The organism is Staphylococcus sp. TCBT05 (assembly GCF_055179755.1).
This window is the reverse complement of record NZ_JBUQDQ010000040.1, coordinates 25,975-38,891: the sequence shown is the minus strand read 5'-3', so window position 1 is coordinate 38,891 and position 12,917 is coordinate 25,975. Positions and strand designations below refer to the sequence as shown.

Here is a 12,917-nt window from a genome sequence, read left to right as displayed (position 1 = left end):
ATAAATGACAATGCTTGATTTCGCAATCGCTATTAATAATTTATATATTTTTCAAAAGTGATAAAATCATCAGCACTTTCAATTTCAACAAAATTACTATTTATACATAAAGGCTTTAATTCATTATGTTCCCCATATAAGGTGATTGTCAGCACAGCCACATCATTAAAATGCTTTCTAATATACGTTGATAATTGGCGTAATGCACTTTCAGCAATACCGTGATGTCTTTCATCTTCATTCACTTCAATAGATGAAATATTCATACGATTTTCATGCTTTTCAATCGCTATAAAGCCGACTTTCTGTCCATCTTTTAGTAAATCTATCATATGAATATTATATGGTGTTTCATCTGTACTCTTTTGTAATTTTAAAGATGAAACATATTTAGAGTCTAAATCTAAATAATACAATCTTTCTTTACCAATCGGACCTTCTTCTTTCGTTGCAGCATGCATAAATCCTGCGCGCTCGTACACATTCCAAGCACCTTTATTTTCTGCGTCAACCACTAAATACAAATGATTAAAGTTCGGAAATAAGATTTGCACATATTGCGGTAAATACATCATCATTTTAGTTCCGTACCCACAGCCTTGATATTTTTCATTAATGGATAATGAGCGAACATATACAACTTGATTCGGTGTATCGTAACCTTCATGTTGATAATATTGGTGTAGTACAAAGAAACCTACCACTTCTCCATCACTGTTTAATGCAATGTTCGCTATTCTATCATCATCCTCTAACGCTTCATCTAATACATCCTTTGGCAGAGATGAATAAATTTGCTGGCGCTCACTTAATTCAAAATCATAAAGTGCTTCTTTGTATTTATCTTCATACACCTGCACTGTAATATCTTCAAATTGTTCTTTTGTAAACATATTTAATCCCCTATTTAAACTGTTTTATATATCTATCAAAAACATACCACTTATATGAACTTACTAACCGTTTTTATGAAGTTAAAAAACAATTCATCAGCCAATTCACTTGGTATTTATCTTTGACTTGTCCATGCATGGCATTAAAGAAAGTTTTATCTAATGGCATATGCGGATCCCCTTCCACACTGAGTGCCTCGTAAACTTGACGTTGTTCTTCCAAACAATCGAAAGTCAAAATAATGTTGGTATTATCATTAGACGTTGGTCGACCATAACTGCTAGAAATATGTAATACTACATCATCACTTACATGTAATTCAGCATGTAATAAACGTCCATTCGTTTCATTTAATATCTTTATTTCTCCACTAAATGCCGTTTTATAGAAATCTAACGCTTCTTCTACATCATCAACAATAATGTAAGGACTTAATTGCATCATAAATCAATCGCTCCCTTTACTTTCATATTTGATTTTCTTATATTTTATTATACTATAAGTAAGAATGAAAATATTTGGGGGAATACCATTATGAAAATAGGCATTGATGCTGGGGGCACATTAATAAAAATAGTTCAAGACGAGAATGGCAAACGTTCATATAATACAAAGCTAACGACTGAGATTGATCAAGTTATAGAATGGTTAAATTCAATTGATGCAGAGCGTATCAGTTTAACTGGTGGTCAGGCTGCTACAATACAACAACAACTTAAATGCGAATCTAATATATTTGTTGAATTCGATGCTTCGGCTGTCGGATTAAATATATTATTAACTGAACAAGGCCATCAACTAGATGATTACATATTTGCTAACGTTGGGACTGGTACGTCAATTCATTATTATAACGGTAAAGCTCAAAAACGTGTTGGTGGTGTAGGTACTGGTGGCGGAATGATTCAAGGTTTAGGATATTTATTAACTGGCATTCAAGATTATCAGTTATTGACGGATACTGCTCAAGATGGCAATAGAGATATCATCGATTTAAAGGTAAAACATATCTATAAAAACACTCAACCTCCTATTCCAGGAGATTTAACGGCAGCTAATTTCGGTAATGTCTTACATAATTTGGATAAATCATTTACCGATGCCGATAAACTTTCTTCTGTAATTGGTGTAGTGGGTGAAGCAATTACAACGATGGCTATTACAGTAGCACGAGAACACAAAACCGAAAATGTCGCTTATATTGGCTCAACGTTTATCAATAATCAACTATTACGACACGTTATTGAAGATTATACTGTATTACGAGGATTCAAACCTTATTACATTGAACATGGTGCTTTTTCTGGTGCTCTTGGTGCACTTCATCTATAAAACGAAACAGGTCAACAAACGTATCTGAGACATTCCAGATACGTTTGTTGACCTTAATTTTTTATAAATAAATTATATAAGACATCATTCAAATCATCATATTTCAATTTCGTAATTACTCGTTCTATAGCGCAAGTTGATCAATCACTTTTTGCGCTGAAACAACGGTACCCACTACACCAGGTTTCAAATCAATAGCTACAGCTTTATCATCATCTCTTAACGTATCTAACCACTCATCAAAAACAGCGCCTTCAATCTCAACTAATTCAAGATTGTCAAAGTCTTCTCGACGGACTTTTTCCGCTCTACTTTTTATACTCCATACGGGCATAATATGTGGCCTTTGATGTTCATCGTCACTAATTAATGCAAATTGCTTTGCACCCTTTTCAGATAATCCAAAAACTGCATCCTCTTTTGCTACATCTTTAGCAAATTCCTTCAAACGTATACTATCTAAATCAAACATTAATTCATCACTAACTTTCACGACATCTACTAAATCACCATCTGATTTCGAAGTTGGATTGACCAACACTTGATCTCCTTCGTTAAATATATCATCTAATTCATAAGTAACAAATCGATCCACATCAATTTTCTTTACTTTATCAAACGCAATATCTTTAGCATCAAGGAATGGTTGAGCTAATGACTTGTCACTCCACAAACACACGCGTGACTCACCTAGTATTTCATAACTGACTAATTGCTTTGCTTCCGTTGCAACATAAAAGCACTCACTTACCAAAATATCTTGATAAAATGAATTTTCTTTATAGGACATCCTAACACCTTCATTTCATTTTATATTTTTAATCTAATCAAAATATAAATGACATATATAATACAGTCAAACACCTCAATTAGTATTTATAAACATGACATAGCAAATGTTTTGATTCACATTAAAATACATTATCTCATATTTATCCTTTTTTTAAATCTTCAAGGAACTGTAATTCTAATTTTTCTATTTGACTTTGTGATTCACCGTGCCAAATACAACCAAATCTTGAACTCACTTGCTCTTCTGTGTACCAATCACCATCATAGTATGATAACGGAAATAACACGCCTTTTTTAATATACTTTACAATCGTATTAAAAAATTGTTTATTATCCCCCGGTGAAATATAACTATAAAACTTATGGAATCCTTGGGTTAAAATCGGTTCGAGTAATAACATACTTGTAGAACCATTTTGTCTGAAATTCAAATCAATCGCAAAAATATCACCCTGTGCATCCTCTAATAAGTCAAAGCCTGCAACACCATAATATCCTTGAGCAACACCGATTTCCATAATTTCTTTACCAGCTTGTATCACTTTCTTTGGTACATCTTGAACATTCAAATTACCATTATAATGACCGTATTTGTCAGTCAGTTGTTGTGATGTTCCAATATATTGCACACCGAGTTTCGGTGTATATGCAAATTGCACACAATAGTTTGCAACTGCTTCAATTTTCTGTTCAATTATGATTGTGTCTGTTTCGCTTTTAGCCTTCTCGATTCGTTTGGATGCCTTATCTAAATCTGTTTGATTATAACAAATCATTACACCATAACCACCAGCTGTAGGTAGATCATCACCTGGTTTTAAAACAAATGGAAACTCCCAATGCTTGATTGCTTGTTCAAAGTCCTCTATATTCACTACTTCTCGTTTTGGCAAATATTTATTATTCGTCCACTCTGGTATACGAGATTTATTATTTAAAGCAACAAATATATCTTTATTCAATGCATAGTAGTGTTTTTTCAATATCGCTTCATCATGTATATATTGAAAATAAATTTTTTTATCAAGACTTTGCGCTAACGTAGCTAGTAATTGTTCATAACTAGATTTATCGTTAAATTTATAAATATTACTAGGCATATCTTGACCAATTAATTGAAATAATTGTGCTAAATTTTCTGTAACACTCGCTTCATGTACAATCACAGGCATTTGATTAGCAATCAATAATTCTCTACCAGTTAAAAAATTAGATTGGTGTTCTTCTGGCTCTAACCACGGATTTGAAATATATGATGGACGAGACGTATATACTATATTTGAATCATAAAGATCACTAAGTGTTATTTTAGGTCTTAGAGAACTTTGTTTTGTCATTTTTTGTGCTCCTTTATAAATTGATGTTGTTCAACAATTTCTTTAAATAGTGCGCTATCTTCTATTAATTCTAAGCCCATTAAGGATAATATTTTTGCGCCTCGAATTAATGCTTGATCACCGTGTGTACTACCTGCTGCTTCTCTAAAGCGGTGTGTGTGACCAACTAGATTTCGAGAACCTATTTTAATATGGGGATGAATCGTTGGTACAACATGACTCACATTTCCTGTATCTGTTGAACCATATCCGAAATCATCATCAATAACGGCTTCACCCATTTCAGTCGCATATTTTGCGAATAAATCGTCTAACTTTGAAGTTTTTACAAATTCATTCACACCATTTTGAATTGGGCCAAATTCATAGTCACAACCCGTTTGAATCGCTGCACCTCTCGCAATTTGACCAACTCTTTCAGTTAAGACGTCTAAATCTTTTCTAGTTGTTGCTCTAGTATAAAATCTTGCATGTGTGAAATCTGGAATAATATTTGCTGCCTTTCCTCCATCTAAAATTACTCCATGTACACGTTGACTCTTTTTAATGTGTTGTCTCAATTGCGCCACACCATTAAAATAAGAAATCATTGCATCTAAAGCATTTCTTGCTTCATGTGCATTTTCAGATGCATGTGTACTCTTACCATAGAACTTAATATCTAGCACATCTACTGCTAGAGTATTTATCGTACGATACGTTTCATTACCTGGATGCACCATTAATGCGATATCTAATTCATCAATAATGCCCTCCTTAACATATGATGCTTTGGCACTACCATTCTCTCCACCTTCTTCGGCAGGACAGCCCAAGACAATCACTTGTCCCCCAACTTTATCTATCACTTGCTTTAAGGCTATCCCAGCTAATACGCTTGCTGTTCCAATTATATTGTGTCCACATGCATGGCCTAGCCCCGGCAAAGCATCATATTCCGCTAGATAACCAATTGTCGGACCGGGTTTCGATGAATCATATTTAGCTATAAACCCTGTAGCATGACCTGCAATATCAGTCTCTACCTCAAAATTATGGCGATTTAATTGCTCAATTAATGTTCGAGATGCAAAAATTTCTTCATTACCAAGTTCTGGTCTTTGATGTATTTGATGGCTTAATTCTATATATTTATTCTTTTCATTTTCTATATAATCTAAAATATTTTGTTTATTTTCCATTGCTGAAACCCTACTTTCCACATTACTACGAGCTAGTTATTACTTAAATTTTAAGAAATTATATGCAATACCAATTCATTTAATAATCTAATCAAGTGTACAAAACACTTTTAATTATTACTTATTCTATCGGCTTTGTTGTATTCTGTCATTAATTTTCTGAAATTTAAAACATTTTTACTTTTGTATTAGTCTCTATACCACATTTAACAAATTGTAAAAGCAGGTTCATCTTGTTACAATAACTTTATTAAGATTTTAGGAGGAAGCATAATGCCAAAAATGAACGTTGAAAGTTTTAATTTAGATCATACAATTGTTGATGCGCCTTTTGTAAGACTTGCAGGAAAAATGGAAGGTGCCAATGGCGATGTCATTCATAAGTATGATATTCGTTTCAAACAACCAAACAAAGAGCATATGGAGATGCCTGGCCTTCACTCATTAGAACATCTAATGGCTGAAAATATTAGAAATCATTCTGATAAAGTTGTCGATCTAAGTCCAATGGGTTGTCAAACTGGATTTTATGTTTCATTCATTAACCATGATGATTATAATGATGTGTTAAATATCATCGAATTAACAATTAAAGATGTATTAGCAGCTACAGAAGTACCTGCTTGTAATGAGGTCCAATGTGGATGGGCAGCGAGTCATTCATTAGAAGGTGCCAAAGAAATAGCGCAAGCCTTTTTAGACAAACGTTCAGAATGGAACGATGTTTATGGTGAAAATAAATAATCATTTCACGCTATAAAGTATATAACTCCAAATAATTACCGAGTCATATACATCTTGATCGTGAGACTGCTCTAAGCATTACTAAGACCACCCTGGAACATAAATTCCAGAAAAATAGCACTCAGATAATTTAATTTATCTGAGTGCTTATTTTTATTCATCCTATTCGTATTGTTGGCTCGCTTTCCTAGGGGACAGTTTCAGCCTGTAGTCTTCAGCTCGTCCTATCCCCCACAGGAGTCTCGCCAAAATACATTGAAAACATTTGTGACTTTTAAATTACCATCACCTTAATAAACTCAACTACAAATTTTTTCTTATCATATACTTTCATCAATTATCTCGTCTTATTGTACATTAATGTCTCTATGCTGTTGAAATAAGTGACATAATCTCATTTCTACTCGTAAATTTTGATTATTTTAGAAAAACACAAAGAAAGGTATGCGTGACTTAATTAAGTCTTTGCATACCTTTCTTTATTATTTAATACATTCGTTTCTATAATTTACGAATTATGCCAATGAATAGAAACTGCATTGGTAAACGTAGATATAATGCCCAAGGCGAAAGCGTCTTATCCCCTAAAGGCAATTGTTTACGCGCCATATAAATATTTGCAGGGAATACTGCCAATAAGAATGCGGAAATTGCATTTTTCAAACGTGTAGTTGGTTGTTTAATCAATAATAATATACCAAAAATACACTCTATTATCCCTGTTACTATAACAGCTGTTCGTTTAAATGGTAAATATGCTGGTACAATTCGTGTGAAATTAGCCTCATTTTTAAAATGTAATACGCCTACAAATGAAAAAGCTAAACCGAACACGATACTTAAAAGTCGCTTCATTTTTCAACGCCCATTTCTTTTAAATAGCTTTTACCAAACTTAGGAAGTGCTACCCCAAAGTTATCAGCGATTGTCGCGCCTATTGAACTAAATGTATCGTCTACAGACAATTCATGACCTTGTTGGAATTTAGGACTATACATCAAGACTGGAATATATTCCCTTGTATGATCCGTACCATCCGCAGTCGGATCATTACCATGATCTGCTGTAATAATCACTAAATCATCTTCTCGTAAATATTTCATTAGTTCAGGTAAACGCTCATCGAAGTCTTTAATCGCTTGTGCATAGCCTGGCTTATCGCGTCTGTGGCCATACAGTGCATCAAAGTCTACTAAGTTTAAGAAACTCAATCCTGTAAAGTCTTTTTGAACTGTTTCAATTAATTTATCCATACCATCCATATTATCTTTAGTACGAACCGCTTCGGTCACACCTTCGCCGTCATAAATATCATTGATTTTACCCAGTGCAATAACATCATAACCACTATCACTTAATTCATTCATCACTGTACGACCGAATGGTTTTAAAGCATAATCATGTCGGTTTGATGTACGTTTAAACGCGCCTGGCTCTCCGACATATGGACGAGCAATAATTCTACCAATCAAATATTTAGGATCTTTAGTTAATTCACGCACTTTTTCACATATGTCATAAAGTTCTTCTAATGGAATAACTTCTTCATGAGCAGCGATTTGCAATACAGGGTCAGCTGAAGTATAAACGATTAAATCGCCTGTCTTCATTTGATGTTCTCCCCACTCATCAATGATTTGAGTACCTGAAGCTGGTTTATTCGCAACGACTTTACGTCCAGTTAACCGTTCAATTTCTGAAACGAGTTCCTCTGGAAAGCCTTCTGGATAAACTTTAAATGGTTGCATAATATTTAAGCCCATTATTTCCCAATGGCCTGTCATTGTATCCTTACCTACTGATGCTTCACTCATTTTTGTGTAAAAAGCTAGTGGTTTATCAACTTTGTCAACGACTGGCAAAGCTTCGATATTTCCTAATCCTAATTGTTGTAAATTAGGTAATGTTTGATCAAATCCTTCAAGTGTATGCTTTAAAGTATGGCTTCCCTCATCATTAAATGCTTTAGCATCCGGACCTTCGCCTATACCAACCGAATCCATAACTATTAAATGTACTCTGTTAAAAGGTGTCGTCATTGTGTTTCACTCCTATTCAGTAATTACTTTGTGAATTAATGTTGGTGCTTTACCGCTATCACTTATGGTAATGCTCGCGTTTAACTTCTCAATAACATCATCTACTTGTTCGCGATTACTGTGTATTGTTAATAATGATTCACCAGCTTTTACCTTATCTCCAACTTTTTTATTCAAGACAATGCCTACACTCAAATCAATATCGTCCTCTTTCGTTTGACGACCTGCTCCGAGCATCATTGATGCCACACCTACTTCGTTTGCTACAATTTCCGTTACGACCCCTGACTTTGTAGCTGGGTAGTCAATTTGATATTGTGCTTGCGGTAATTTTGATACATCATCTACTACTGATCCATCACCGTCTTGATTTTCAATAAATGTTTTAAAGCGTGCTAGTGCCGATCCGTCAGCAATTGCATTTTCAAGTAAAGTACGCGCTTCTGCTAAGTCTTGTGCTTTTCCTCCAACAACTACCATTTGCGAACCTAACGTTAATACTAAATCAGTTAGGTCTTTTGGTCCTTGACCTTGTAATGTTTCAATTGCTTCTTTGACTTCTAATGCATTGCCAATCGCATTACCTAGGGGTTGACCCATGTCTGATATAATGGCCATCGTATTTCTACCTACATTATTGCCAATATTCACCATCGCACGTGCTAAAGATTCTGCATCTTCTAATGTCTTCATAAATGCACCGTTACCTGTTTTGACATCGAGGACAATCGCGTCAGCACCGGCTGCTATTTTTTTACTCATGATAGATGATGCAATTAATGGTATAGAATTCACTGTACCTGTTACATCACGTAAGCCATACAATTTTTTATCAGCGGGTGTTAAGTTCCCAGTTTGACCAATTACTGCCACTTTATCTTCATTTACTAACTTTACAAATTTCTCTTCCGAAATTTCAACATGAAAGCCCTCAATTGACTCTAATTTATCAATGGTACCGCCTGTATGCCCTAATCCTCTACCACTCATTTTTGCAACTGGTACACCTACTGCAGCAACCAATGGTGCAAGTACAAGCGTAGTCGTATCACCGACACCACCAGTAGAATGTTTATCCACTTTCACACCATTAATATTGGATAAATCAATAACATCTCCTGAATTAACCATCGCCATTGTTAACGCTGCTCTTTCTGCTTCATTCATATCTTGAAAATACACTGCCATGGCTAAACTAGAAGCTTGATAATCTGGTATATCCCCTTTAGTATAACCTTCAATAAAGAAATTAATTTCTTCTTCTGTTAGCGCTTGGCCATCACGTTTCTTTTCAATTAAATCTACCATTCTCATATGTGTAGACCTCCCTTATTTCAACAATAAATTGAAAATATAATTAGTAATCAGAATCACTTTCTAGACCTTGGATGATTTGGATACCTGCGCTTGCACCAATGCGTGTCGCTCCAGCTTCAATCATTTTATTAAAGTCTTCAAGATTTCTAACGCCTCCTGATGCTTTAACTTCGAGTGCATCTCCAACAGTATCTTTCATTAATTTAACATCTTCAGGTGTAGCGCCTCCTCCTGCAAAACCAGTAGATGTCTTAACAAAATCAGCACCAGCTGCTTTACTTAATTCAGATGCTTTTACTTTTTCTTCATCAGTTAATAAACAAGTTTCAATAATCACTTTGACAGTTTTTCCGTTAGCAGCGCCTACTACGCCTTCAATATCCTTTTGAACTAAATCATAATTCCCATCTTTTAATGCGCCAATATTAATTACCATATCTACTTCAGAAGCACCTTTTTTGATGACATCTTCAGTTTCAAAGATTTTAGTTTCTGTTGTTGTTGCTCCTAATGGGAAACCAATTACAGTACAAACTAAGACATCACTGTCAGTTAATTGTTCTGCAGCATATTGCACATGTGTTGGATTGATACAAATTGATTTGAAATTATATTCTTTTGCTTCTGAAATTAATTTATCAATTTGATCCTTTGTCGCCTCAGGTTTTAATAATGTGTGGTCTATATATTTTGCGTAATTCATTTAGAATCCTCCTAAATTTTGTTTAAAGTAATATTTATCTTCACTTAAATTGTTAAAAGTAAATTTTCACTTGATTTATTGCCTTTCCCTTTACCTCTATACTACAAAAATTCGCAAAAATAATAAACAAATGTTATCTTTATTTTGATAAAGAATTTAAAGGAGAAGATGATTATGACAAAAGGTACACCTCATATTCAACCTAATGGGACTAAAATAGCTAAAACAGTATTAATGCCAGGGGATCCATTACGTGCAAAATACATTGCCGACAATTATTTAGAAAATGTAGAGCAATTCAACGAAGTAAGAAATATGTTTGGATACACAGGTACATATAAGGGTAAAGAAGTATCAGTTATGGGATCTGGAATGGGTATTCCTAGTATCGGTATCTATTCTTATGAATTATATAATTTCTTTGATGTAGACACGATTATTCGAATTGGTTCTTGTGGCGCATTACAAGAAAATGTCAATCTTTATGACATCATTATAGCTCAAGGTGCTTCAACAAACTCAAGCTATGTAGATCAATACAATATTCCTGGACATTATGCGCCATTAGCAGACTTTGATTTAATTTTAAAAGCAAAACAAAAAGCAGATGAAATTGGTGCAAAGTCACATGTAGGTAATATCTTATCTTCTGATACATTCTACAATGCAGATTCAACATTTAATGAAAGATGGCAACGTATGGGTATCTTAGGAATTGAAATGGAATCAGCTGCATTGTATCTAAATGCTACTTACGCTAACAAAAAAGCACTAGGCGTCTTTACAGTAAGTGATCATATATTAAGAGATGAAGCGACAACTGCCGAAGAACGTCAAAATTCATTTACTCAAATGATGGAAATTGCTTTAGAGATAGCTGAATAATTCGCATTCCAATCATTATGTGCTTAGGATATTAATACCTAACCATATTTAATAAACAGTTAAACTATGAAGAAATCTATACCGTTAGATTTCTTCATAGTTTTTTATTTGTAGAAAAAAGCCTTATGAATAGGCTAAATAGCACCATTCATAAGGCTTTTGCAATACATTATATAATATTCTATCTATTATTGACCTAGGTATGATTTTAACATCCAGTTATGTTTTTCAATGTTTGTTTGCATACCGATAAACATATCTTCAGTCACATCATCTTCTGCTTTAGACGCAACTTCAATTGCTTCTTCTAATTGTTTTGATACATTAGTAAAGTCTTTAGATAATTCTTCTACCATTTCTTCTGCTTTATAGCCTTTACCTGCTTCATCAATAATTGAAAGTTCTAAACTTTCTTTTAATGTTGCAACTGGATTTCCTCCAACAGCTAAAATACGTTCAGCTAAATCATCTACATATCCACTTGCTTCATCATATAACTCTTCAAATTTAGTGTGTAATGAAAAGAAGTTTGGTCCTTTAACATACCAATGGAAGTTGTGTAATTTAGTAAATGCTACAGTCCAGTTTGCCACTTGTTGATTTAATACTGTTACTACTTCTTGATTATTTGCCATTATATAACCTCTCCTTAATATTATTACTTTGCCTTTCTAATAGGCTTATCTCTCTATTGATTACATTAACTATTATATTATAATAATTATAATCTGTAAAGTGTTTGACCTACTTAAATTAGAATTATTATAATCTGAATGTGTGGTTGTCACACAATAGTCATTTACCCTAAAATTGAGTTGTTAATCTAAGTCTTTTCTGTATGGCATTGCACCTTGAGCACCCAAACCAGTCACTGAAAAACTGCCTGCTAAATTCGCAAAATCTACGGCTTTTTCTAATGTCTTATTATCATTTAGCGCAACTGCTAATGCACCATTAAATGTATCGCCTGCACCAGTTGTATCAATTACTTCTTTTTTGAATCCTGGTACTTTTTGTAAAGATCCATCAAAAAAGACGGCACCGTCAGCACCCTTTGTAACTATCAACTTCCTTGGATATGATTGCAAAGCACTGTCTACTTGATTATCAAACAGTAATTCACTCTCTGTTTCGTTCGGGGTTAACCAAGTCACCTTATCTAAAATGTCTTGCTGCAATTTACGATATGGTGCTGGATTAAGCATCACCTTTATTTGATGCTGTACTGCGTAATCTACGACCGCTTCGATTGTTTCCTCAGGTATCTCATGTTGCATGAGTATAATATCACCTGCTTGGAATTGTGCTAATTTTGGTAACACTCGCTCTGCAGTAACATATTGATTCGCCGCAGGTACGACAATAATTCTATTATCATTATCGTATAATGTGATATGTGCAGTACCAGAACTTTCATTATCTATGACGTCCATAAATTGTGTATCTACATTATTTTCTTTTAAGTTGCTTAGTATTTGTTGTCCATAGTCATCATCGCCTACTGCACCAATCATATAAACTTGATCGCTTAGACGAGCTGCTGCCACCGCTTGGTTCGCACCTTTCCCTCCTGGCGTTGTAAAAAATGATGACCCCATAACTGTCTCTCCAGCTTCTGGAATAATATCTGTCTTTACAACTAAATCAATCGATGCACTTCCTATTACAATTATATTTCCCATTTGTCTTTCCT

General features: G+C 34.1%; 14 protein-coding genes. 3 read left to right on the top strand and 11 right to left on the bottom strand.

Features of this window, described 5'->3' with window-relative positions:
* Positions 1–32 precede the first annotated feature (32 nt).
* Together ACY191_RS13905 and ACY191_RS13900 are read right to left on the bottom strand one after the other, a co-directional pair.
* Positions 33–893, bottom strand: coding sequence for a GNAT family N-acetyltransferase (locus ACY191_RS13905; RefSeq protein WP_042739486.1), 861 nt, complete (start codon positions 891–893; stop codon positions 33–35).
* Positions 894–966: 73 nt separating this feature from the next.
* Positions 967–1,338 carry a VOC family protein gene (locus tag ACY191_RS13900; RefSeq protein WP_229366896.1) on the bottom strand — a complete coding sequence of 124 codons (372 nt, stop codon included), beginning with the start codon at positions 1,336–1,338 and terminating at the stop codon, positions 967–969.
* A gap of 90 nt (positions 1,339–1,428) precedes the next feature.
* Here ACY191_RS13900 and coaW point away from each other — a divergent pair, with 90 nt between their 5' ends.
* Complete coding sequence (gene coaW, locus ACY191_RS13895) at positions 1,429–2,226, top strand: type II pantothenate kinase (protein ID WP_229366897.1); 798 nt, start codon at positions 1,429–1,431, stop codon at positions 2,224–2,226.
* A 124-nt stretch (positions 2,227–2,350) separates the two neighbouring features.
* Here coaW and ACY191_RS13890 read toward each other — a convergent pair whose 3' ends face one another.
* The 3 genes from ACY191_RS13890 to ACY191_RS13880 all read right to left on the bottom strand — a co-directional run bounded on the left by ACY191_RS13890 (position 2,351) and on the right by ACY191_RS13880 (position 5,536).
* Positions 2,351–3,016 carry a DUF2750 domain-containing protein gene (locus tag ACY191_RS13890; RefSeq protein WP_463270061.1) on the bottom strand — a complete coding sequence of 222 codons (666 nt, stop codon included), beginning with the start codon at positions 3,014–3,016 and terminating at the stop codon, positions 2,351–2,353.
* A 142-nt stretch (positions 3,017–3,158) separates the two neighbouring features.
* Positions 3,159–4,355 (bottom strand): L-aspartate--L-methionine ligase LdmS, encoded by a 1,197-nt coding sequence (gene ldmS / locus ACY191_RS13885; protein ID WP_229366898.1) that lies wholly within the window; start codon positions 4,353–4,355, stop codon positions 3,159–3,161.
* Positions 4,352–5,536, bottom strand: coding sequence for a M20 family metallopeptidase (locus tag ACY191_RS13880; protein WP_042739481.1), 1,185 nt, complete (start codon positions 5,534–5,536; stop codon positions 4,352–4,354). Before ACY191_RS13880 ends, ldmS begins: the two co-directional genes overlap by 4 nt.
* Positions 5,537–5,809: 273 nt before the next feature.
* Here ACY191_RS13880 and ACY191_RS13875 point away from each other — a divergent pair, with 273 nt between their 5' ends.
* On the top strand, positions 5,810–6,280 hold the full coding sequence (locus tag ACY191_RS13875) for an S-ribosylhomocysteine lyase (RefSeq protein WP_042739480.1): 471 nt from the start codon (positions 5,810–5,812) through the stop codon (positions 6,278–6,280).
* Positions 6,281–6,781: 501 nt separating this feature from the next.
* Here the strand turns inward: ACY191_RS13875 and ACY191_RS13870 are convergent.
* Genes ACY191_RS13870 through deoC form a run of 4 tightly spaced genes read right to left on the bottom strand, consistent with a single transcriptional unit; the run spans position 6,782 to position 10,339 of the window.
* The gene (locus ACY191_RS13870) at positions 6,782–7,135 is read right to left on the bottom strand and encodes a DoxX family protein (protein WP_042739479.1); all 354 of its coding nucleotides are present in this window, start codon (positions 7,133–7,135) and stop codon (positions 6,782–6,784) included.
* Positions 7,132–8,319: a phosphopentomutase gene (gene deoB, locus ACY191_RS13865; protein ID WP_042739478.1), complete on the bottom strand. Its 1,188-nt coding sequence runs from the start codon at positions 8,317–8,319 to the stop codon at positions 7,132–7,134. The genes ACY191_RS13870 and deoB overlap by 4 nt, the downstream gene beginning before the upstream one ends.
* A gap of 12 nt (positions 8,320–8,331) precedes the next feature.
* Positions 8,332–9,633: a pyrimidine-nucleoside phosphorylase gene (locus tag ACY191_RS13860; RefSeq protein WP_107512396.1), complete on the bottom strand. Its 1,302-nt coding sequence runs from the start codon at positions 9,631–9,633 to the stop codon at positions 8,332–8,334.
* A gap of 43 nt (positions 9,634–9,676) precedes the next feature.
* The gene (gene deoC, locus ACY191_RS13855) at positions 9,677–10,339 is read right to left on the bottom strand and encodes a deoxyribose-phosphate aldolase (protein ID WP_107512397.1); all 663 of its coding nucleotides are present in this window, start codon (positions 10,337–10,339) and stop codon (positions 9,677–9,679) included.
* A gap of 174 nt (positions 10,340–10,513) precedes the next feature.
* Between deoC and deoD the strand changes: the two genes are divergently transcribed.
* Positions 10,514–11,224, top strand: a complete 711-nt coding sequence (gene deoD, locus ACY191_RS13850; RefSeq protein WP_042739475.1) for a purine-nucleoside phosphorylase — start codon at positions 10,514–10,516, stop codon at positions 11,222–11,224.
* 188 nt (positions 11,225–11,412) lie between these two features.
* Here deoD and ACY191_RS13845 read toward each other — a convergent pair whose 3' ends face one another.
* On the bottom strand, positions 11,413–11,859 hold the full coding sequence (locus ACY191_RS13845) for a Dps family protein (protein WP_107512398.1): 447 nt from the start codon (positions 11,857–11,859) through the stop codon (positions 11,413–11,415).
* 183 nt (positions 11,860–12,042) lie between these two features.
* Positions 12,043–12,906 carry a ribokinase gene (rbsK, locus tag ACY191_RS13840; protein ID WP_042739473.1) on the bottom strand — a complete coding sequence of 288 codons (864 nt, stop codon included), beginning with the start codon at positions 12,904–12,906 and terminating at the stop codon, positions 12,043–12,045.
* Positions 12,907–12,917: the final 11 nt, after the last annotated feature.

Coding starts and splice junctions, on each gene's coding strand:
- ACY191_RS13905 (WP_042739486.1), bottom strand. CDS start 893: ATGTTTACAAAAGAACAATTTGAAGATATTACAGTGCAGGTGTATGAA.
- ACY191_RS13900 (WP_229366896.1), bottom strand. CDS start 1,338: ATGATGCAATTAAGTCCTTACATTATTGTTGATGATGTAGAAGAAGCG.
- coaW (WP_229366897.1), top strand. CDS start 1,429: ATGAAAATAGGCATTGATGCTGGGGGCACATTAATAAAAATAGTTCAA.
- ACY191_RS13890 (WP_463270061.1), bottom strand. CDS start 3,016: ATGTCCTATAAAGAAAATTCATTTTATCAAGATATTTTGGTAAGTGAG.
- ldmS (WP_229366898.1), bottom strand. CDS start 4,355: ATGACAAAACAAAGTTCTCTAAGACCTAAAATAACACTTAGTGATCTT.
- ACY191_RS13880 (WP_042739481.1), bottom strand. CDS start 5,536: ATGGAAAATAAACAAAATATTTTAGATTATATAGAAAATGAAAAGAAT.
- ACY191_RS13875 (WP_042739480.1), top strand. CDS start 5,810: ATGCCAAAAATGAACGTTGAAAGTTTTAATTTAGATCATACAATTGTT.
- ACY191_RS13870 (WP_042739479.1), bottom strand. CDS start 7,135: ATGAAGCGACTTTTAAGTATCGTGTTCGGTTTAGCTTTTTCATTTGTA.
- deoB (WP_042739478.1), bottom strand. CDS start 8,319: ATGACGACACCTTTTAACAGAGTACATTTAATAGTTATGGATTCGGTT.
- ACY191_RS13860 (WP_107512396.1), bottom strand. CDS start 9,633: ATGAGAATGGTAGATTTAATTGAAAAGAAACGTGATGGCCAAGCGCTA.
- deoC (WP_107512397.1), bottom strand. CDS start 10,339: ATGAATTACGCAAAATATATAGACCACACATTATTAAAACCTGAGGCG.
- deoD (WP_042739475.1), top strand. CDS start 10,514: ATGACAAAAGGTACACCTCATATTCAACCTAATGGGACTAAAATAGCT.
- ACY191_RS13845 (WP_107512398.1), bottom strand. CDS start 11,859: ATGGCAAATAATCAAGAAGTAGTAACAGTATTAAATCAACAAGTGGCA.
- rbsK (WP_042739473.1), bottom strand. CDS start 12,906: ATGGGAAATATAATTGTAATAGGAAGTGCATCGATTGATTTAGTTGTA.